General features: G+C 47.1%; 20 protein-coding genes and 1 pseudogene. 12 read left to right on the top strand and 9 right to left on the bottom strand.

What is annotated here, in order from left to right; all coding sequences use genetic code 11:
* The first annotated feature begins 182 nt into the window (after positions 1 to 182).
* Positions 183 to 1,091: a methylenetetrahydrofolate reductase gene (locus ATN88_RS19625; protein ID WP_067419350.1), complete on the top strand. Its 909-nt coding sequence runs from the start codon at positions 183 to 185 to the stop codon at positions 1,089 to 1,091.
* A gap of 42 nt (positions 1,092 to 1,133) precedes the next feature.
* On the opposite strand, the gene ATN88_RS19620 is transcribed toward ATN88_RS19625, so the two are convergent.
* The 3 genes from ATN88_RS19620 to ATN88_RS19615 all read right to left on the bottom strand — a co-directional run bounded on the left by ATN88_RS19620 (position 1,134) and on the right by ATN88_RS19615 (position 2,495).
* The gene (locus ATN88_RS19620) at positions 1,134 to 1,817 is read right to left on the bottom strand and encodes an HAD family hydrolase (protein ID WP_067419349.1); all 684 of its coding nucleotides are present in this window, start codon (positions 1,815 to 1,817) and stop codon (positions 1,134 to 1,136) included.
* Positions 1,818 to 1,911: 94 nt separating this feature from the next.
* Entirely contained in the window at positions 1,912 to 2,049 is a 138-nt protein-coding gene (locus tag ATN88_RS25900) for a hypothetical protein (protein ID WP_157490777.1), read from the bottom strand.
* A 38-nt stretch (positions 2,050 to 2,087) separates the two neighbouring features.
* Positions 2,088 to 2,495 carry a hypothetical protein gene (locus ATN88_RS19615; RefSeq protein WP_157490776.1) on the bottom strand — a complete coding sequence of 136 codons (408 nt, stop codon included), beginning with the start codon at positions 2,493 to 2,495 and terminating at the stop codon, positions 2,088 to 2,090.
* 199 nt (positions 2,496 to 2,694) lie between these two features.
* Here ATN88_RS19615 and msrB point away from each other — a divergent pair, with 199 nt between their 5' ends.
* From msrB to ATN88_RS19600, 3 genes are all read left to right on the top strand, one after another.
* Positions 2,695 to 3,138, top strand: coding sequence for a peptide-methionine (R)-S-oxide reductase MsrB (msrB, locus tag ATN88_RS19610; protein WP_067419347.1), 444 nt, complete (start codon positions 2,695 to 2,697; stop codon positions 3,136 to 3,138).
* 241 nt (positions 3,139 to 3,379) lie between these two features.
* Entirely contained in the window at positions 3,380 to 4,735 is a 1,356-nt protein-coding gene (locus ATN88_RS19605) for a sensor domain-containing diguanylate cyclase (RefSeq protein ID WP_083539541.1), read from the top strand.
* A gap of 103 nt (positions 4,736 to 4,838) precedes the next feature.
* Complete coding sequence (locus ATN88_RS19600; protein WP_067419345.1) at positions 4,839 to 5,111, top strand: hypothetical protein; 273 nt, start codon at positions 4,839 to 4,841, stop codon at positions 5,109 to 5,111.
* A 26-nt stretch (positions 5,112 to 5,137) separates the two neighbouring features.
* Here ATN88_RS19600 and ATN88_RS19595 read toward each other — a convergent pair whose 3' ends face one another.
* Complete coding sequence (locus ATN88_RS19595; RefSeq protein ID WP_232313434.1) at positions 5,138 to 5,605, bottom strand: DUF3429 domain-containing protein; 468 nt, start codon at positions 5,603 to 5,605, stop codon at positions 5,138 to 5,140.
* Positions 5,606 to 5,671: 66 nt separating this feature from the next.
* Positions 5,672 to 5,935 (bottom strand): DUF5062 family protein, encoded by a 264-nt coding sequence (locus ATN88_RS19590; RefSeq protein WP_067419344.1) that lies wholly within the window; start codon positions 5,933 to 5,935, stop codon positions 5,672 to 5,674.
* Positions 5,936 to 6,503: 568 nt separating this feature from the next.
* On the opposite strand from ATN88_RS19590, the gene ATN88_RS19585 reads away from it, so the two are divergent.
* From ATN88_RS19585 to yqfB, 5 genes and pseudogenes are all read left to right on the top strand, one after another.
* Positions 6,504 to 8,450, top strand: a complete 1,947-nt coding sequence (locus tag ATN88_RS19585) for a PTS mannitol transporter subunit IICBA (RefSeq protein WP_067419343.1) — start codon at positions 6,504 to 6,506, stop codon at positions 8,448 to 8,450.
* Between the two features lie 62 nt (positions 8,451 to 8,512).
* A pseudogene (locus ATN88_RS19580) lies at positions 8,513 to 9,660 on the top strand (mannitol-1-phosphate 5-dehydrogenase).
* Positions 9,661 to 9,735: 75 nt separating this feature from the next.
* Complete coding sequence (locus tag ATN88_RS19575) at positions 9,736 to 10,266, top strand: MltR family transcriptional regulator (RefSeq protein WP_067419342.1); 531 nt, start codon at positions 9,736 to 9,738, stop codon at positions 10,264 to 10,266.
* 56 nt (positions 10,267 to 10,322) lie between these two features.
* Positions 10,323 to 10,805, top strand: a complete 483-nt coding sequence (locus ATN88_RS19570) for an ASCH domain-containing protein (protein ID WP_067419341.1) — start codon at positions 10,323 to 10,325, stop codon at positions 10,803 to 10,805.
* A gap of 149 nt (positions 10,806 to 10,954) precedes the next feature.
* Positions 10,955 to 11,275 carry a N(4)-acetylcytidine aminohydrolase gene (gene yqfB, locus ATN88_RS19565; protein WP_067419340.1) on the top strand — a complete coding sequence of 107 codons (321 nt, stop codon included), beginning with the start codon at positions 10,955 to 10,957 and terminating at the stop codon, positions 11,273 to 11,275.
* A 69-nt stretch (positions 11,276 to 11,344) separates the two neighbouring features.
* Here the strand turns inward: yqfB and ATN88_RS19560 are convergent, their stop codons facing one another.
* On the bottom strand, positions 11,345 to 12,583 hold the full coding sequence (locus ATN88_RS19560; protein ID WP_067419339.1) for a cysteine desulfurase-like protein: 1,239 nt from the start codon (positions 12,581 to 12,583) through the stop codon (positions 11,345 to 11,347).
* Positions 12,584 to 13,101: 518 nt separating this feature from the next.
* Between ATN88_RS19560 and ATN88_RS19555 the strand changes: the two genes are divergently transcribed.
* Both ATN88_RS19555 and ATN88_RS19550 read left to right on the top strand, forming a co-directional pair.
* Positions 13,102 to 14,160: a GNAT family N-acetyltransferase gene (locus ATN88_RS19555; protein ID WP_232313433.1), complete on the top strand. Its 1,059-nt coding sequence runs from the start codon at positions 13,102 to 13,104 to the stop codon at positions 14,158 to 14,160.
* A 9-nt stretch (positions 14,161 to 14,169) separates the two neighbouring features.
* The gene (locus ATN88_RS19550) at positions 14,170 to 14,628 is read left to right on the top strand and encodes a DUF6151 family protein (RefSeq protein ID WP_232313432.1); all 459 of its coding nucleotides are present in this window, start codon (positions 14,170 to 14,172) and stop codon (positions 14,626 to 14,628) included.
* A 110-nt stretch (positions 14,629 to 14,738) separates the two neighbouring features.
* Here ATN88_RS19550 and ATN88_RS19545 read toward each other — a convergent pair whose 3' ends face one another.
* From ATN88_RS19545 to ATN88_RS19535, 3 genes are all read right to left on the bottom strand, one after another.
* The gene (locus ATN88_RS19545; RefSeq protein WP_067419338.1) at positions 14,739 to 15,296 is read right to left on the bottom strand and encodes a GNAT family N-acetyltransferase; all 558 of its coding nucleotides are present in this window, start codon (positions 15,294 to 15,296) and stop codon (positions 14,739 to 14,741) included.
* A 78-nt stretch (positions 15,297 to 15,374) separates the two neighbouring features.
* A complete protein-coding gene (locus ATN88_RS19540; RefSeq protein ID WP_067419337.1) occupies positions 15,375 to 15,743 on the bottom strand; it encodes an NADH:ubiquinone oxidoreductase in 369 nt (122 codons plus the stop codon).
* Between the two features lie 454 nt (positions 15,744 to 16,197).
* Complete coding sequence (locus ATN88_RS19535) at positions 16,198 to 16,431, bottom strand: hypothetical protein (protein ID WP_232313431.1); 234 nt, start codon at positions 16,429 to 16,431, stop codon at positions 16,198 to 16,200.
* Between the two features lie 978 nt (positions 16,432 to 17,409).
* Here ATN88_RS19535 and ATN88_RS19530 point away from each other — a divergent pair.
* Positions 17,410 to 19,254 carry a sensor domain-containing diguanylate cyclase gene (locus tag ATN88_RS19530; protein WP_067419335.1) on the top strand — a complete coding sequence of 615 codons (1,845 nt, stop codon included), beginning with the start codon at positions 17,410 to 17,412 and terminating at the stop codon, positions 19,252 to 19,254.
* Positions 19,255 to 19,441 lie beyond the last annotated feature (187 nt).

The following is a 19,441-nucleotide window of genomic DNA, read 5'->3' as shown; positions in this document are numbered from 1 at the left end:
GCGAAAACAATAAGAAAACAGCCTGTAACCGTAAATTCAAATTGCATCCCTTATTCAGCCTGTTAAGGTAGAAAAGCATCGAGACGATGGTGAGCGACTAGCAAATTCCTCTGCCATTGATGCTATCTCGTTGCTTTAGGGATTGAATTTGCGTTCCAAATGACAGGAGTCACTGGATTTTAATGCTGTTAGATAAAATTAAAGCCCGCGAAAGCGGCATCATCCTTTATGGATTGGTTCCACCGAAGAAAGGCACCGAATCAGAAAAAGTGACCGAAATTGCCTCTCGCCAAGTTGCCAGACTCCAAGATCAACCGATAGATGGCCTTATCGTTTACGATATCCAAGACGAAGCCACACGCACATCAGAAGAACGCCCCTTTCCGTTCATGGAAACACTGGATGGCGTCGAATACAGCCGCGACTATCTGGCTGACATTAAGTTGCCGCGCGTTATCTACCGATCGGTTGGCAAATATTCAGAAGCCTCGCTGTCGCGCTTTCTGGAAGACTCTCACCCTGCCGATGAACTGTCTGTGTTTGTTGGTGCATCCTCAGCCGATCAATCCGTGACGATGCCAATGTCTGAAGCCTACGCCCTAAAAAAGCGCGTCAACAAAGACATGCTGCTCGGCGGTGTTACCATTCCTGAGCGTCATTTGGTGAAAGGCGATGAGCATCTCCGCGTGTTCAGAAAGATAGAGGCTGGCTGTTCGTTTTTCGTGTCGCAGGGTGTTTATGACGTGCATGCGTCAAAAGACTTCTTGTCTGACTATTACTACTACGGCAAAAAACATGGCATTCCTTTGGTGCCAATTATCTTCACCTTGACGCCTTGCGGTTCTCAAAAGACGCTGCAGTTTATGAAGTGGCTGGGAATTAACATTCCTCGTTGGCTGGAGAACGATTTGATTCATTCAGACGATATCCTCCAACAATCGGTCGATTACTCGGAGCAAAGCTGGCGTGAGCTGAAAGAGTTTGCCGACGAAAAAGGTATTCCGATCGGCTGCAACATTGAAAGCGTAGCAGTCAGAAAAGTCGAAGTTGATGCCTCCATCGAACTGCTAAATCGCATCAAAGCCATCTAAAGAAAAAGGAGCCAAGGCTCCTTTTTTCATACTCTGAGACTTTCAGTCCACCAGCTCCCCTTCAACTGTTCCCCAGCGCAACACTGGCCATTGGTATTCTCTCGCTTTTGCCAGCAGCCTTTTGCAAGGGTTCACTACTTTCACGCTGTCGGCAAAAAAGCACATTGGTAGGTCGTTAATGGAATCTGTGTGGAAGCTGACATGCTCAAAATCATGTCCTAAGGCGTAAATCCATTCCGTGAGTTTAAAGACTTTACCTTCACGGAACGTGGGCTCCCCGTCGGGTTCAGGCATGTACTTACCATTCTTTGTTTTCAATTCAATGCCCATCGCGGCATCGACACCCAGCATTCTCGCTATCGGTTTTACGAGAAACGCCAAGGATGCTGAAACAATAATGATAGTCGCACCGCTCTCTTTAAGTTCTGCCAACGTAGCGCGTGCTTCGTCATAGACATATTCGGGCATGATGTCTTCAGCAAATTGCGTTGCCAACGCGTCAACTTCTTCGGTAGTCAGTGACGTTAGCGGAGAAAGGCTGAAAGCCAGATAGTCAGCAAGGTTTAGCGTGCCAGCACTGTAGTCACGCATAAACGCTTCATCTTTTTCCATGAAGTCCGCATCTTTTGTGTAGTGTCGGTCTAGCAAATATTGATGCCAAAGTGCCATGGAATCGGCAGAGACAAGGGTTTCGTCTAAATCGAATACTGCGAGGTGTGGAGCCATAGTCGTCGTCCAAGCGAGGGAGATACTTCTTACTCTGTCACTTCTCGCCGAGAATGCCAGCACCACGTATTGATTGCGGTGTATTGATCAAATATCAGTGAAACTCTGAGACCGGTGCCATCAATGAGACGCGAAAGCGCCCATTTCCTGCAATGGCTTGATGAAGTTGATGTTGGGTTTGCTTCGATTCATCCAGCACTTCAAAACCAATCACTTCTTCGAATGGATTCACGTAGAGCCTAAGATGCCCAATATAGATAACGCGATCATCTACCGAATGAGAAATTTGAACGCTTCAGGGAGAAGCAATGGTAGATAAACTGGTTGGTCATTAACTGCCTTCGCCCGTTCTAACTTTTGCAGGGCAACGTTCTTTTTGGGTATGGCATAAGAAAACGTCTTACCCCACGCCGCCGAAAGTCCCAGCATGTCATCTGGTTGAGATTTGACGTTACGCTTAAACGGACTGAGCCACAACAACACGCGCTCATCAGAAAAGAGATTAAGTGTGTCTGTCTCTTGCGATGTCTTCGTAGCAGGAACAGGCACAACAGACACCTTTCCCACCAACAGCACTTCGTCATCTTCAATCTGAGAACGACCAGTCATGTCGACTGAGCTAGGGTTATCGGATGCACAAGATGAGGTAAACAACACCAACCCGAATACGCATAGCACGCGTCTGCATGCTAAGGGAAAAAAGACTGTTAAGAAGGCAAAGGAATGAGCGGTCATGGGATCCTGTTTTCAACGCCATGCGTAAACCATAGTACAAATCAAACCGCTTCAACGTCTGAAATCTTTTGCTTGAGTATTCGGTCTGTTACACACCTCTTTCGCAGTATCGAATGAGGGTTTTACGTATCAAGGGGGTAGTATGCTTAACTGGGAATCAGTAATAAACACGGCGAAAAATGGGAACCCTGTGGCTCCTCGTCGAGTAGAAAAGTCTGAACAAGAATGGCGAAGCCTGCTGACTGAAGAGCAATTTTACGTTACCCGTCAACACGGTACAGAGCGTCCATTCAGTTCGCAAATGTGCGCCTTATTTGAACCCGGTATTTACGGCTGTGTTTGCTGTAAAACATCACTGTTTAATGCGCAGGAAAAGTTTGACTCTGGCACTGGCTGGCCATCTTTCTCAGCGCCGTTAGAGGAGAATGTGGTGGCCTACAACATGGACATATCCCACGGCATGACCCGCGTCGAGGTGACATGCAATGTCTGTGATGCGCATTTGGGGCATGTTTTCCCTGATGGCCCGCTTCCGACTCGCCTGCGTTTTTGTATCAACGCTGTGGCACTTGAAAAAGAAAAGTAGTCACTTCAGCGACCACGCAGGCAGACTCTGCGTGGTCTCTTTCCATTGGCTCCTCCGTTGGGTGGCTTGAAGGCAAACTCACCCTATACTCATAGAGCGGAAGTGGTAATTGCTTGTGGTGCAGTGATCCGCCAATAACAATAAAAACAGTCGGTAAAGTCAGTAGGGAAAAGGGCCAAGGGGCCGAGCCACAAGCCAGTAGTATTGGAAGTCTATTTCGCATGACTCGTGGTTCAGACGCATGGATAGTCGCCGGATCATTTCTTTATTTCATCGCTGCATATTCTGGTGCAACGCCATTAAGTCTGCACGACGCAAACATCGTACAGCTCAGCGTCGCATCAGGAATCGGTATGATCACCTGTCTCCATGGGGGTATTCGTGCACTGATTGCACTTTCTATCGCTTCCGCCGTTGCTATCCACTTGCGATTTATCGTTGGGATGCGTCCGCCTCCCTGCTCCCCGCAATCATCTCTGGGGTGCTTATACCTTTGGCGTGTTATCTTTCAGCCAAAATATGGGTTACCCGTTTTAGCAAAGAAGGCTTACGGTTTGAGACCTTGTTTTCGTATCTTCTGAATGTCTGTTTATTGCCAGGGCTATTGCTCGGCTCAGTCAAATCGTTAGATATTCTCTACGGCGGTTATACGGGCAAAGGCGGCTATTTCTACGATCTGTATGAAATCACCTCCACCTATGCGCTGGGCATCTTGCTCGTCGCACCCTTCTATTACATTTGGACGCGCACCGAAAAACCGCTATCACACTTAAATAAACAAAACCTCAGTTATATTGGCGCGTATCTTCTGATAACTCTGGGTGCATTCATCTTTTCGCCCGGTCTGATATTCATTGCACCTGTCGTGCCAATGATTTTGGCATTTAAAGGAGAGGAGCTAGCATCTCTGCTCGGATTACTCGGAATGGGACTGATTGTCACAGCGATTGCACCGTATGATCTTGGCCCCTTCAACCTGCCGGACAAAACTGAAGGACACACCGCGCTACTGACGTTTGTGCTGGTCAGTATGATCACCCCTATCGCTATTGGCTTGCACGTTCGACGCCTCAATGTCGTTTCTCGTTCAAGGGATCGTTGGCAGACCAAAGCGCAAACCGACCAATTAACGGGCCTACCTAACCGTTACGCGTTTTTCCCTGAACTCACTAACCACTGTGAAGCAGCTGACGATGCCAACACTGATCTTGTGCTTGCCGTTATCGATATCGACCATTTTAAAGTCGTTAATGATACCCACGGTCACGCGGTCGGCGACAAAGTCTTGCTTGAAATCGCTGAAATCATGCGTGACCAAATGCGTGAATCAGATTTTGTCGCCCGTATTGGTGGTGAAGAATTCGCCATCTTGTTGCCCGGCGCGACCACGCAACAAGCAAAACGCGCGTTGGACCGGCTCAGGCAACGCTGTGAGCACCATAAGATCACCCTGGCTGATACCGAATTGACGGTCACCATCAGTATTGGGGCAACGCACTACCAACTCTCTGAATCGCAAGATACCTTGATGGAACGTGCAGACACCCTGCTCTATCAAGCCAAAAACACAGGACGTAACCGCGTCGTGGTGCAGTAAGTCCTCATCTAGTCGAAAAGACTGTCTCGCGCAGTCATCTTCCCGTACCATAGGCAGGAAAATTACGCTCTCCACCATTCGCTTTAAGCAAGGCTTTGAATTTATGAATGAAGATGACATTCTGACCAGCGAGAATCTAATTGAAATCGTTGAAAATCAGTTAGCAGACAACAACCCTAAGAAAGTGAAGGAAACCCTGATGCGTTTGCGCATGACCGGTTCTTCACAGGAAGAAGCAATGGAATACATTGCCTGCGCACTGATGGTTGAAATCTACGACGTGGCGAAATGCGATGGCGAATTCAACCTGAAGCGCTACGAAGAGCATTTGGACTTGCTGCCAGAGATGCCTTGGCAACAAGACTTAGAAGATTAAAAAAAAAGCGCCGTCAGGCGCTTTTTTCATGTTGTACCCATCGACACCACATCGTTGTAAATGTCGCCAAGCCAGTAGAGTAAAAACAGGTGACATATCACCACAACGGCCGTTAATGCCGCTCTCATTAGCGTGTACCAAAAAGGGTAAATCCCTTTGAACATCAATCCCACTTCGAGCGCGAACAAAACGACAAAGGACGCGATAAGTAAGTAGATGGAATAAGGAAACGGAATCAACAGTGCCCCAACGGCCACCAGCGAAAACACTATCCCGACAGTCAGTCCGTTTGTTGGCTTTTCTTCCTTCGCGCCACTGATCGTCATTCCCCACACCGCACCTGACAAAAAGGCGAGTATGATAGCACTGTAGCTATTAAACATATGGACAAGGCCTGCTTGCCAATCCAGCGGCCATATGGGCAACAGCATGCCAAACGCGACGAAGGGGATAAGCCCAAGAAAACCATACGCTAACGCTGTCTTTTTCATCATGCAATTATCTCCCCTTTAGAGCCAAATCTGTCAATCGTACGCGCTGTCAATCATGTTGGTTCAACATCAGTCACTCAAGAGTGGATGCCCATCTGGCAACTGCTTATGAATCCAAAGTACCAGTTTGTGCTTCATGTTTGGGCCGTCTTCCTTGTCTGACGCCAATGGCGTGAGCACCTTGTCCTCTACTAATAAACGATAAATGCATTCGATTTTTATCTTGTTGGACGTGCCCTCATCGAAGTGCGCAAACCCTCTTTTACGCGCGTACTGCTCGCCAATCTGCAGTGCCTTTTTCAGTAGTTGAGCTTCATGTTTTATTTTCTTCATTTGATGACTCCAAAGCACTATTTTCAGCCAGCATAGCAGAGTAAGTCGTTGGAAACGGTCTCAAGGAGCACGTTTGGGATGACAAAACTGACCCAGTACAGCCCCGCTTAAATGTGCGCGAGATCACCAAAAATTCGCTGTACGAAAATTACAGAAATTTTAATGCGATTCATTTCACTTTATTTGGCGAGATAATTAACAATTTTAATGTGATCTGAATCACTTTAAAAAATTCTTCGGCCTCTAATTTGATTCAATAAGTGATCAAACTCACAAGAAATATTCGCGTATGACGTGTGAAAAAAGAGAGATGGATCATCATTAGAATTAATGAATTTTGTTGACTTTTGAGATGATGGGAATTTGAAAGAAAACTACAGCATAAATGTGAGATTATTCTCACTTTTTTCTGTGACCTGACGGCGATTTAGTTGACGAAAGTCACAAAAAACCCGTCATCAGTGCCTTCATTGAAGAGTGTGGTAATTTGTAATTGTGCAAAAACAAACCAGCGGTTTTGGCGAACCGCTCCACACAAATCTAAAGAGACTTCAGACGGGTAATTCTTATGATATCACCAGATGCGAAGATCAAAGTACAAAATTTTGGTCGGTTTCTCTCAAACATGGTTATGCCCAACATTGGCGCGTTTATCGCGTGGGGTATTATCACAGCTCTATTTATTCCAACAGGTTGGTGGCCAAATGAAACATTGGCAGCTCTTGTTGGCCCAATGATCACCTACCTGCTTCCACTGCTTATTGGCTACACGGGTGGCCGCTTAGCGGGCGGCGAGCGCGGTGCCGTTGTTGGTGCAGTGACCACCATGGGTGTCATTGTCGGCTCAGACATCCCCATGTTTATGGGTGCGATGATTGTTGGTCCAATGGGCGGTTTGGCCATCAAAACGTTCGACAAATACATGGAAGGCAAAGTCAAAAGCGGCTTTGAAATGCTGGTCAACAACTTCTCTTCCGGCATTATCGGCATGCTATGTGCGATCGTAGCGTTCTTCCTGATTGGCCCATTCGTTAAAGTCGTTTCAAACATGCTGGCATCTGGCGTTAACTTCTTGGTTGAAGCGCATTTGTTGCCTCTCACATCCATCCTTGTCGAGCCAGCGAAAATTCTGTTCCTGAACAATGCTATCAACCATGGCATCTTCTCTCCGCTGGGTATTCAGCAAGCGGCAGAAACCGGGAAGTCTATATTCTTCTTGATTGAAGCAAATCCAGGCCCAGGCTTAGGGATCCTTCTCGCATACATGTTCTTTGGTAAAGGGACCGCGAAACAAACCGCAGGTGGTGCATCGATTATCCAAATCTTTGGTGGTATCCACGAAATCTACTTCCCGTACGTATTGATGAACCCTCGGCTGCTTCTGGCGGCGATCGCGGGTGGTATGACTGGCGTGTTTATTCTCACTCTTTTCAATGCAGGACTGGTCTCGCCCGCCTCTCCTGGTTCTATCTTCGCCATCCTTCTGATGACACCGAAAAGCTCGTTAGTGGGTGTGTTGTTGTCAGTTGCTGCCTCGACAGGCGTCTCCTTCTTTGTTGCTTCTCTGCTGCTTAAAGCACAACGTACAGAAGACGAAGACGACGAAGATGCGCTTACCAAGGCCACGTCACAGATGAAAGACATGAAAGCGACATCTAAAGGCATGGTGGCTCAGAAGAACAATAACAGCCGTGTTGATATGGCGAACGTGTCGAGCATTATTGTGGCGTGTGACGCGGGCATGGGTTCAAGTGCCATGGGCGCGGGTCTGCTGCGCAAGAAAGTGCAAGATGCAGGATTAGAAATTAGCGTGACAAACGTGGCTATCAACAACCTGCCGCAAGATGTCGACATTGTTATTACACACTCGGATCTTACCGACCGTGCGCGCAAACACGCTGAACACGCACACCACATTTCGCTGCAAAACTTCCTTGATAGCGACGTTTACAGCAACCTCGTCACGCAATTGTTGGCAGCGCAAGGGCCGAAAGCGGCGAACGATGCGGAGTACATTAAAAAACCGCTGCTTGCCGCAAACGACGAAACCTTAGAGCCTCAACCGACACCCGCCTTCCAGCTGGAGAAGAAAAACGTTCACCTTGGTCTGCAGGCCAACTCCAAAGAAGACGCTATCCGCTTTGCCGGTGAGCAACTGGTGGCTCTTGGTTATGTTGAGCCTGAATACGTCGATGCCATGTTTGAACGTGAAAAATTGGTGTCGACCTATCTCGGTGAATCTATCGCTGTACCACACGGCACTATTCAGGCCAAAGACAAGGTGAAGAAAACTGGCATTGTATTTTGTCAGTATCCAAGCGGTGTAAAGTTCACCGAAGACGACGATGACGTAGCGAAACTGGTTATCGGCATCGCGGCGAAAAACGACGAACACATTCAAGTTATTACCTCCATCACTAACGCATTGGACGCTCCAAACGCCATCGAACGACTTGCTTCCACGCAAGACGTTAATGAAGTTCTGGAAATCCTGTCTGCGACTGAGGCGGCGTAAGCCCCAAAAGAATGGAGTCAGCACGTTCTGGCTCCTTTCTGAACATTGATGAGGTAATGAAGATGAAAAAAGCTGTCCATTTTGGCGCAGGCAATATCGGCCGTGGTTTTATCGGGAAATTGCTTGCAGATTCAAACGTAGCGGTGACCTTTGCCGATGTTAACGCACCGTTGATTGACCAATTAAGTCACGAGCAAAAATACAGGGTTCGTGTCGTAGGCAAAGACAACAAAATTGATGTCGTAGAGCACATCACGGCGGTGAACTCTCTGAGCAAAGACGTGATAGATAAAATCACTTACACCGACATGATCACCACCGCAGTTGGCGCAAATGTACTGGATAGAATCGCCAGAACCATCGCTGAAGGGTTGCAGAAACGTTTTGAACTGGGCAATGAGTCACCGTTGAATATCATTGCGTGCGAAAACATGGTGCGTGGAAGCACACACCTGAAAGCAGAGGTTTACGCCCACCTCAATGAAGAGGAGCAAAACCAAGCAGAGCAATATGTTGGGTTCGTTGATTCCGCGGTAGACCGTATCGTGCCTCCCATGGATGCAGCGAATGACGACCCGCTTGAAGTCACTGTTGAAAGCTTCAGTGAGTGGATTGTGGATGACCAGCAATTCAAAGGCGATATTCCTTCAATTGCTGGTATGGAACGCACAAGCAACTTGATGGCGTACGTGGAACGCAAACTGTTCACCCTTAACACGGGACATTGCATCACGCTTACCTCGGTTGTTTGGCGGGGTATCGCACCATTCGAGAGGCCATTAGCGATCCAATCATCCGTATGGATGTGACAAAAGCAATGAAAGAGAGTGGCGAAGTGCTGATCTTGCGATATGGGTTCGACAGGGAACAGCATTACGCCTATATCGAGAAAATTCTCGAGCGATTCTCAAATCCATTCTTAGTGGATGAAGTTAATCGAGTGGGACGAGAGCCCATTAGAAAACTTGGCAGGAATGATAGATTAATCAGACCGTTACTCGGTACAATTGAATATGGTACGTCAAACGACGCATTGCTCAAGGGCATAGCAGCGGCACTGAAGTATATCAATGCCACAGATCCACAAGCCGTCGAGTTGCAGACCTATTTACAAGAACACGGTGTGATGAAAACGCTCGCGAATTACTGCGGCTTAGAAGCAAACAGCAAAGAGGCGCAGAGCATTGAGTCAATCTTCAGCCAGCTTTAAACCTTCCCCTTTGCTGGAAGGGAACACAAAAGGAGGGCGAAAGCCTCCCCAAAGAAAAAAACAACTAAGGCAAAAATGGTATCGCCGATAAACGAAACACAAATATTAGAAAAGCTAAACGCTGCGCCGACTGTGCGAGGGTTCTTTATTGCCTCCGTTGAAGTATTTACCGACGCCATTGACCAACTCATCCAACGCATTTTCCGTAAGGATGATTTTGCTGTGAAGTCTGTTGTTGGCCCATTGCTCGACGATACAGGGCCGCTTGGCGACATCGCGGTTCGCCTTAAATTACTTTATGGCTTGGGTGTATTACCTGACCCTATCTATCAAGACATTAACGAAATCATCAAACTTCGCAATCAACTCAACAGTGACGGTGAAGAGTACACCTTCACGGATCCCTTTATCATCAGCGCCATTAAGTCGCTCAACTTGGTGGAAAAAATGGGAATGGTGAGGCTGGAAGTGATGCAGCCGGATGACGATGTCGACCTGGAGTTCTATCAATTACAGCTCAAACGTCAGCAACAAATGATTGCTTCAGGGCTCTCCCTCGCCATCGTCGAAATCTGTAACGAGCTTAACAAAGAGAGTCCGTTCTAACGCCATCAAAGCCGATATACTCTCGCCACTTGCAACAGACAACAAAGTGAAGATGCATGGACGCTCGCACTCAACGCTATTTAAACGCTTACCTCGACACCCTTACCCCAGAAAAACGCGCCACTTATGTCAGTTTCTCTGCCGACTACTTTTGCGCTGATGAAGACAACGCACGTATTTGCGCAGACCTAATAGCCAGGGGTGAAAAGCGCGCCTCTTGCAGCATGGCGATTTGGTATCACCAAGAAGGTGAGCCCTACCCTCAGGTTGGCCATCTTCAGGTTGTCACTGACTTTCACGGTGTACCCAAGTGCATCATAGAAATCACAGATGTCACCACTTGCCCTTTCAACCAAGTCACCGAAGAGTTTGCAGCCGCGGAAGGCGAAGGTGATAAAAGCTACACCTGGTGGCGAGACGCACATTGGGCGTTTTTCTCTGCGGAATGTGAAGAGCTGGGTATACCAATGACAGAAGAGACTTTGCTCGTTCTTGAGCGATTCGAAACGGTTTTTGTCTCAAACGACAGCGAAAGCTAGTTTTTACGCTTCATCCCACACCGTTGCGCACTCCCAAGGTGCCACCACTCTGGGAAAGTCACGTTATGACACAAAATACTGCTCCAGTTTTCGTTAAGCTTTGTGGTTTAATGCGCCCGTAAATCATCACAGCTCTATAGGTAATCCCTGTGAACCAAGCTCCAACTAAAATCACCTTCTTTGAATGGCTGACGCCACTTGTTGCTTCTGGCAAAAAGACCATCACTATTCGTGACGAGTCAGAAAGCCACTATGTACCGGGTACGCGTGTTGACGTGCATACGCTAGAAAAAGACGAGTATGTTTGTCAGATTGACATCCTGAAGGTGGAACAAATTTCGTTTGATGACATCAACGAAGAACACGCAGCGCAGGAGTTCCTGGCGCTTGACGAGCTTAAGCCACTGATCAGGAAGATCTACCCAGACGATAACGTATTCTATGTGATCAGTTACAAACTGGTGGACTAAGCAAAAAGCCGACGTAACGTCGGCTTTTTCTTTTTATTGCTTGGCCAATATGACCTTCGGGCTTAGCAACTAGAGTATCTGATGAAGTGCCTCAAAGAATGTGTCAATTTCTGCTTTGGTGTTGTAATGCATCAAGCCTACGCGAAGGATGCCCCCTTTCTCCGTCACCCCAAAAGCATCTGTTAGGCGATCAGCATAAAGGTGACCACTCCACACATAGATTTGTCTTTGTCCCAGAGCCTCAGCAATCTCAGCCGGATCTCGCTCGCCAAATCGAAGCGCAAACGTCGCAGTCCGCCCCTCTACCGCGTTCAAACCGAAAAGCTCTGCACTCTCCACGTCTTTCAGCTTTTGAAGAAAATACGCAGCCAATTCATCTTCATAGCAATGGATGTTGTCATAGGCTGACACAAGGCGCGCGCGAAGCGAGTCACCCTCACCAAGAGACGCCAAATAGTCAATGGTCGCCACCACGCCGCTCAATGCTTCAAAGTTCAATGTGCCCGTTTCCCAGCGTTTCGGTGTCACATCCGGAGCGGGTGCCACTTTATAGGGCGTAAGCGAAGACAACCACTCAGCTTTCCCGTACATGATGCCCAAATGCGGACCATAAAACTTGTAAGCCGAGCATGCGAGAAAATCGACATCTAACGCTTTCACATCCACCAACTGGTGTGGCAATAAATGCACTGCATCAACAAACACCTTGCTGCCGACCTTTCGGCACTTATCGATGACCACATCTAAATCAGTTTTGTTACCTGTGATATTGCTGGCCGCTGTAATCGCGACCAAGCGCGTATTTGCATTTAACAAACCGTCCAGCTTTTCCAGATCGAGTGCGCCCTGCTGATCAACGATCGGCAAATGTTGAACGGTGACACCTCGATCCTGCGCCGCCATGATCCAACTCGATCGATTCGCGCCGTGATCCGCATCCGTAACGATCACTTCATCGCCTTGTTGCCACTCCTGACACAGGGCGCGGCTCAAGGTAAAGGTAACTGACGTCATGTTCGCGCCAAAGAATACCTCCTCTTTTGACGCGCCCAACAATGCCGCAACGCCCTCTCTTGCCTTAGCAACAATGGCTTCGGTTTCTTGGCTGACAAGAAAACGTCCACCCAGATTCGAGTTCCCGCCGCGTAAGTAATCACTAATGGCAAGGATCACTGACTCAGGCGATTGGGTGCCACCCGGGCCATCAAGGTAGGTGGGTGAGTCCCCCTCAATTTTTCGCTGTAAGGCAGGAAATTGACTGCGAATGACATCAACATTATCTGAAGTTAGCGGAAAGCACTTAGCCATAAACGCTCCTTTTCTCTTGAAATGACGTCAGAGCAACTTTGAACTGGCGTGAATATGAGGCTAAACAGCCTCCAGCAAATCGTGTTAATCCCTTGTTAATAATCTTATGGTATGGCTGACAAGACTTTCAACCAGCCAGGCGTAATAAAGCCAGTCATGTCGGAATTTAATACTACTCTCATCGTCAACCAGAACGAATGAACTGTTTAGCCACATGTAAACAGAATGAACATCTAGTGCTACAACCACCTGAGGGCTAGCAAATACGTACAACTCGCGCTTTCATGAATAACACTGTTTTCTGTAGGTTGAAATTCACTCGCCGATCTCTTTGACTATACCTATGACCTTTTATCTCTGTTGCTCACCATGACGCCAGAAAACACCAAAGAAAACGTCAATATGGACGACGAACTGCACTGTCAGACCATTACAAGCATTAAAGACGTTACGGCTGATGAATGGCATGCATTGGTGAACTCTCGCTATCCCTTTCTACGGCATGAGTTTCTTCTCGCTTGGAAGAGACACAAGCCGTCGGCCTCAAATCAGGTTGGATACCACAATACCTTGTTGTTTATCGCGGCGACGAATTGATTGGTGCCGCACCTTGCTTCATCAAAACGCACCCTTATGGCGAGTATGTGTTTGATTGGGCATGGGCCGAAGCCTATGAAGATGCAGGGTTGGAATACTACCCCAAGCTCATTTGTGCCATCCCATTCACACCAGCGACAGGGCCTCGTTTTCTTTGTCGGGACAGCGAGGACGCTCAACAAATGCACCGCTTGCTCGCCAATGCCATGCGTTCAGTGGTCGATCAAACCGCCTGCTCTGGTGCTCACATTCTCTTTCCAGAGCAATCACTGTGCGTTCAAACCAAGCCAATTGGCTTCTTGGAACGTCGCGCGGTGCAGTTTCACTGGCAGAACAAAGACTATGGTTGTTTTGATGACTTCCTCGCTCAAATGACAGCGAGAAAGCGCAAAAACATTCGTAAGGAACGCCAGCGCATTGAACAGCAGCAGATTGAGGTGGAAATACTCGAAGGTGACGCAATCACTCAAGAACATTGGCAACTATTTGCACGCTTTTACACCAACACTTACCTCAAACGCTCCGGTCACACGGGCTATCTTAATGATGAATTGTTTCATCAACTCGTCCAAACCATGAGCGACGCATTGGTGATGGCACTCGCCCGAAAAAATGGTCAATACATCGCGGGCGCGCTTTACTTCAAATCTGATGACACACTCTACGGACGCTATTGGGGCTGCTCACAGGAGTTTGATAATCTCCACTTTGAACTCTGTTATTACCGCGGTATCGACTACTGTATTCAGCATGGCTTTAAGAAGTTTGATGCTGGCGCACAAGGCGAACATAAACTCCTTCGAGGTTTCGAACCTGTGATCACCTATTCCGCACATTACCTCGAACACCAAGGATTCCATCAAGCCATTGCAGATTATCTGCAACGTGAGCACAAGCTGATTGATGGATACGTTGAAGACGCCATCGCACACTTACCTTACCGACAAAATGTCGAGTCGCACGATACTCACAACGAATAAAGGTGGTTTATGTCAGAGCTAACAATACGCTGTGAATGCGGCACCCTGACTGGTGTGTTGGAAGATGTCTCTCCAAAGAGAGGTAATCACATGATGTGTTATTGCGACGACTGCCAACGTTATGCACGCTATTTGGGTGACGCTGAAAAATGGCTCGATGAATGGGGTGGTACGGAAGTTTTTCAGGTCGCGCCCGCCAAGATAAAAATCTTAACTGGCGCAGACCAACTAAAGTGTGTCCGGCTTAAGCCCAAGGGTATTTACCGTTACTACGCGAAGTGTTGCCGCACACCCATTGCCAATACCATCAGCTACAAAACGGCCTTTGCCGGCCTTCCCGTAGCAATACTTCATGGCGAAAATAAAGACGCTTTATTGGGGCCGATAACCCATGCCGTCATGGAACTTACGCGAACGGTGCTCCGCCTCTCAATCCTCACCCAAAGTTCTCTTTTGGCTCTATTGTGAAAGTGATGGCGTTAATGCTTACCAACAAGATTAAAGGCAACAATGCCCCAACACCCTTTTTTACGAGCGATGGAAAATCGGTCTCGCCGCCAGAAAAACTCTAGATACCGTTAGCTGGTGGACTGTCTATTTAGCCAAGCGTCTTGAGTGAGTGAATACAAACAATGCATGGAGCAGCGATGGCTCTCTTCTATCAACGGATGCGCGAATTGCTCGCCCGTGTTTTCCATCCCCAAGCTTTGCATTACACCTTGTGACGGCAAATTATCGAGAACCGTAAACGACACCACTTTTCCGATATTCATTTCTTCAAACGCGATGCGTAACGCTTCTTGAGCAGCTTCCTTGGCGTAGCCTTTGCGTTGATGCTTGGGTGAAATACGCCAACCAATTTCATAGACATATTCACCGAGAACTAAATAGTCTGTGAAGTTGATCCCTACCGTACCAATAAATTCATCGGTGCTTTTTAACCGAATTGCCCAGTAAGAAATGCCGTACTCTTGCCACTTACGTGATATACGCAGCAGCACATCATCACTTTCTGCATGGCTCAAGGTTGCAGGAAAATGCTTCATCACATCAGGGTCGGCATTGAGTGCCGCAAAGGGCTCGCGGTCTTCTTCGGTGAAGGGGCGCAGAAGGAGTCGAGCAGTTTGTCTATCCATGTACAATCTCTAAAAACAAAAAAGGTGGCTATCTAGCCACCTTTATAAAACGATAGTTAACGTTTAGACGTCAAGCTGTTATGTCGTTTGCAGACGCGCTTTCACAGCTTCAATGCGCTTGTTCCAAAACTCGCGGTACTTGAAGTAAGCATACGTCGAGACCAGAGAGAAAAATAGGTACGACAGCGCAAACACAAATGGAGACGTGATCAGCTCACGCTCAAGGCTCCACATAACACCAAATATGGTGATCCCCATTTTCACTGCAAACCCAGAGATCAGCAGCAACAGGGCCAGTTGAGGGTATTTCGTGTGACGGAAGCTCAACCAGTAACAACATCCCACAGCGATGGTTGCTAGCGAGAAGCCCACCATAAATGAATGGAAATGATCACCCGCGAGAATACCACCAACAACAGAAAGAAAAACAACCACGAAAAAGGCCATTTATACTCCAACAACTAAAGTTAATGAATAACTGAACACATTTTGTTCAACTCGTTGCTATTTTTACACATCCATGCGCAATAATCCAAAAACATTAATGCCACATTCATTCAACATTTATACCGTATTACAACAGGTTAAGAACCAGCATTTGTTGATATATCTGATAGTTATGTACGTCTAAACACGTTAATAAAATGTTGTTTTGTTGCAATTGGAAACATTTAATTACATATTTGAATGGCGTTTTTTGTGAGGTAAAACGAAATTACATCAATAGCCTTTAAATACTGAGGTTTCCCAACCTTCAAAGTGTCTCTAAAATGTAACAAGAAAAGCAGCGACTGTATGGGTTTACGCGAAGAACACTGTTGGCGTAAAGAAGTGTAGAAAGGCGAATCTTAGACACGAAAAAGCCGAGCACTAAGCTCGGCTTTTTGTTACGTATTCAGCTTCAAGCAAGAGAGCACAACGCTTGTGCCGCAGCTTGTTTCTCAAGGTAGGCTTGGTTTAAGGCACTCACATTGACCACTGGCCCCAACATTTTCACTCGCATCATCGCGCCGTGAGAACCCGAGACTTCCGCGATCCGTCCTTCCGAGTAGTCATTCTCATAAGAGAACGTCTCAACAGCAAGGTGAAGCAAATTGAAATCCTGTCGACGCACAGACAGGAAAGAGCGCCACATCAATGCATCCAACACCTCACTCGTGTTGTGAGCTCTAATTACAAACCGCCAACCCCGATCTTCTCCATAGAAGTCCAAAGGAAAAAACTTGCGGATTCGTTTGTTTATTTTCAATGTCGTATCTCTTTTCTCTTACGAAAACCGATGCACACGAGATCTGAGTATAGAAGCTGTTTTCATATCCGCCATAAAAACGACCGCAAATAACTGATTGTTTTTATTGCATTCGTTTCTTTATATTTATGAGATTTGGGTCTAACCCTCCAGTGAGAATGACGGTGAAAAATCGGCATGAGCAAATTTCTTATCATCCCTTTGTCAGCGGCAACATGAAACAACAAGAATCAAGGTAAATCGCCTTTCTCGGCTTATACTTATTCAACGTCGCGATAAATTTCGCCTCTGTACTCGTCTCAGTCACCGAGAGGGCAAGCAGTTTACATGAAACTCAAAGTTTTCCGATGGATAATCGTTGTTGTTTTAGTGATTGGTGCTTTTGTGCTCGGAATAGAATATGAGAAATTCACAAACCTGAATTCCTGTTTGGATATGGGCGAAAAAACCGCACAAGGCAGCCATCGAATCTGCCTTACTCAAGATTCGCAATAGCCTTAAATCTCGCTCCGCACTGCCATTCTTGGCGAAAATACGTGCAATCAGCACTTTCCTTTGCCAATTTGGTGCAATTTCCAAATGTTTTTTGGCCTTTTTAAAGTAACATGTGGCTATATGCTATCGATGGGATGAATAAGAAATAAAATTCTTGCCCGGCGCAGTAATAACACCCTTTGAAATAGATAGACCTTTGATTCCACGAAAGCACAAATCGGGCTTTGGGAATAAGTAAAACAAAGGCTCATTGAAGAAGCACTCTAGTAAGGCGTTTTATTGAATAGGATATTCATCGGTGACGACTTAGCGGTTTCGTAAGTAGTCCTTATCACGTTGTTTATATCCTATTGAAGTGACGAACCAGACATGTTGAAAAAATTACTCAAGTCGCACAAGAGTATACAAACTCGGCTTTCCGTACTGGTTCTTGGAGTAAGCTTGCTGTTTGCTGTGGTATCAGTGAGCGTGCAACTAGGCCGGAACTACACTCAAACCGTAGAGTGGACGACCCAAGCATTAGAGAAACGCACAGCCAGTGCCGTATCTGTTATTACCTATTCGTTGAAAAAAGACGATACCGATCTTCTCGTTCAACAGCTGCAAGACCTCGCTAACACCCCTTTTGTCAGCAATGTCCACCTCACCAGCCGTGATGGACAAGAGTTTTGGGCGGATAACCTCACCAAGGAATCAGAAGTTAATCACCATTTGAAATACGATTTGGTGACTGACGGGCAGGAAATTGGTGATTTAGATATATACCTCGACCTTGGTGCCATTAAGGTTGTCGCCATGAAGAATGCCGCTCCCGCTGGCATTATTTACCTGTTTGAAGCATTGGCTGTTGCCTTTCTTTTATTGCTTGTCCTGAAAAAAACCTTCACCAGCCGTATCCGAGCACTTGTCGATAGCGTGGACAGCATCAATCTTTCCCGTGTCAGCCGTCTGACTATTCCTCAGGCTTTGACCGACAGTGAAGATGAGATTGGGCAGGTCGCCCGCTCTATTCAAAAATTGCATGCGCGTATCCGCGCAGACGTCATCGAAAAGAAGCTCAAAGAACGCACCCTCAAGCAACACAAGTCTTTGCTCGTTGACGAAGTGAATGCAAGAACCAGCGAAATTGAATGGCAAAGTCAGTCAAACAAATTACTGGCAGATTTATCACTTCGCTTGTTGCAGTGGCATAAAGCCGATGTTGAACATGATGTTCGTCTTGCGCTGCACCAAATGAGCCTGTTGCTGAACTCAGAACAGCTCTATTGGTTGTCCTTTGATAACGATACCGTGAGATACCGCGCCAGCTACCCACAGCAAATTCCGCTCCCTGTGGTCGAGCTCAACGACATGTACAAGATGAAACGTTGGCTATTGAGCTCACAAGACGTCGCGATAGTGGACACTCACCTTCTTGATACCCACGCGCAAACGGAAAAAGAGCTTTTGGAAAACGCAGGGATAAGCAGCTTAGCTATTTTCCCTCTGACTGACGGACGCAAGAGCTTTGGGGTTATTGCTGCGGCAAACTCAGACAAGCCGTTAGTGTGGAACGACAGTAAGAAACTGCTGTTCAAACGTTTCGCGACCATGTTGAGTGAACTCACCATTCGTGAGCGCGATCATCAAGCAATGACTGAACTGCAAGAAGAGCTGATCCTCGCCAATGAACGCCTGCGTGTCGAAGCGGAAACCGACGAGCTAACGCGTCTGCTAAACCGCCGTCCATTCAGTCGCCTTTTGAGTGCTTCACTGTATGACGCTGTCGACGAGCATTCATCCTTGACGGTGATGATGATCGATATCGACCATTTCAAAGCCTACAATGACATCTACGGACACCTGCAAGGCGATAAAGCCCTGCTTTACGTATCTCGTGCGATGGGGCTGGTTGCTAAAGAATGGAATGCGCCACTGGCACGTTTTGGTGGCGAAGAATTTGCCTTACTGATCCGCGGAAACGATCAGGCACAAGCGGAACGAATCGCGTGGCAGCTTTGTCAAAACGTTCGCGATCTGTGTATCCCACATCAAGGCAGCAGTAGTAGCGGTATTATCACCATCAGTATCGGGGGCATCATTTGCTACCCAGACGAGAATACCAATTCAAACCAACTGCTTGAGATGGCCGATCAGTGTTTGTACAAAGCAAAACGCGCCGGACGCAACCGTGCTGAGTTAAAACGTCACCAAGTCTCAGAACTAAGCAGCTAGTATCATAGCCCTCGAATAGCCCCTAGTTTTAGGGGCTTACGTTATCTCTCTTTCCTTAAACATCCCTGCTGAACCCCGTCTCTCCTGTTTGTCTCTTTTTTCGGAATTTGCCACTTACGCAATTGTGCGAACATGTCGTCGTACCAAGGTGTTGTTGGCCGAAGTATCTGGATAGTCAAGCGTTTGG

This window comes from Enterovibrio coralii (assembly GCF_001559595.1).
In the GTDB taxonomy this organism is placed as follows: Bacteria; Pseudomonadota; Gammaproteobacteria; order Enterobacterales; family Vibrionaceae; genus Enterovibrio; species Enterovibrio coralii.
This window is presented reverse-complemented; position numbering and strand designations above follow the sequence as displayed.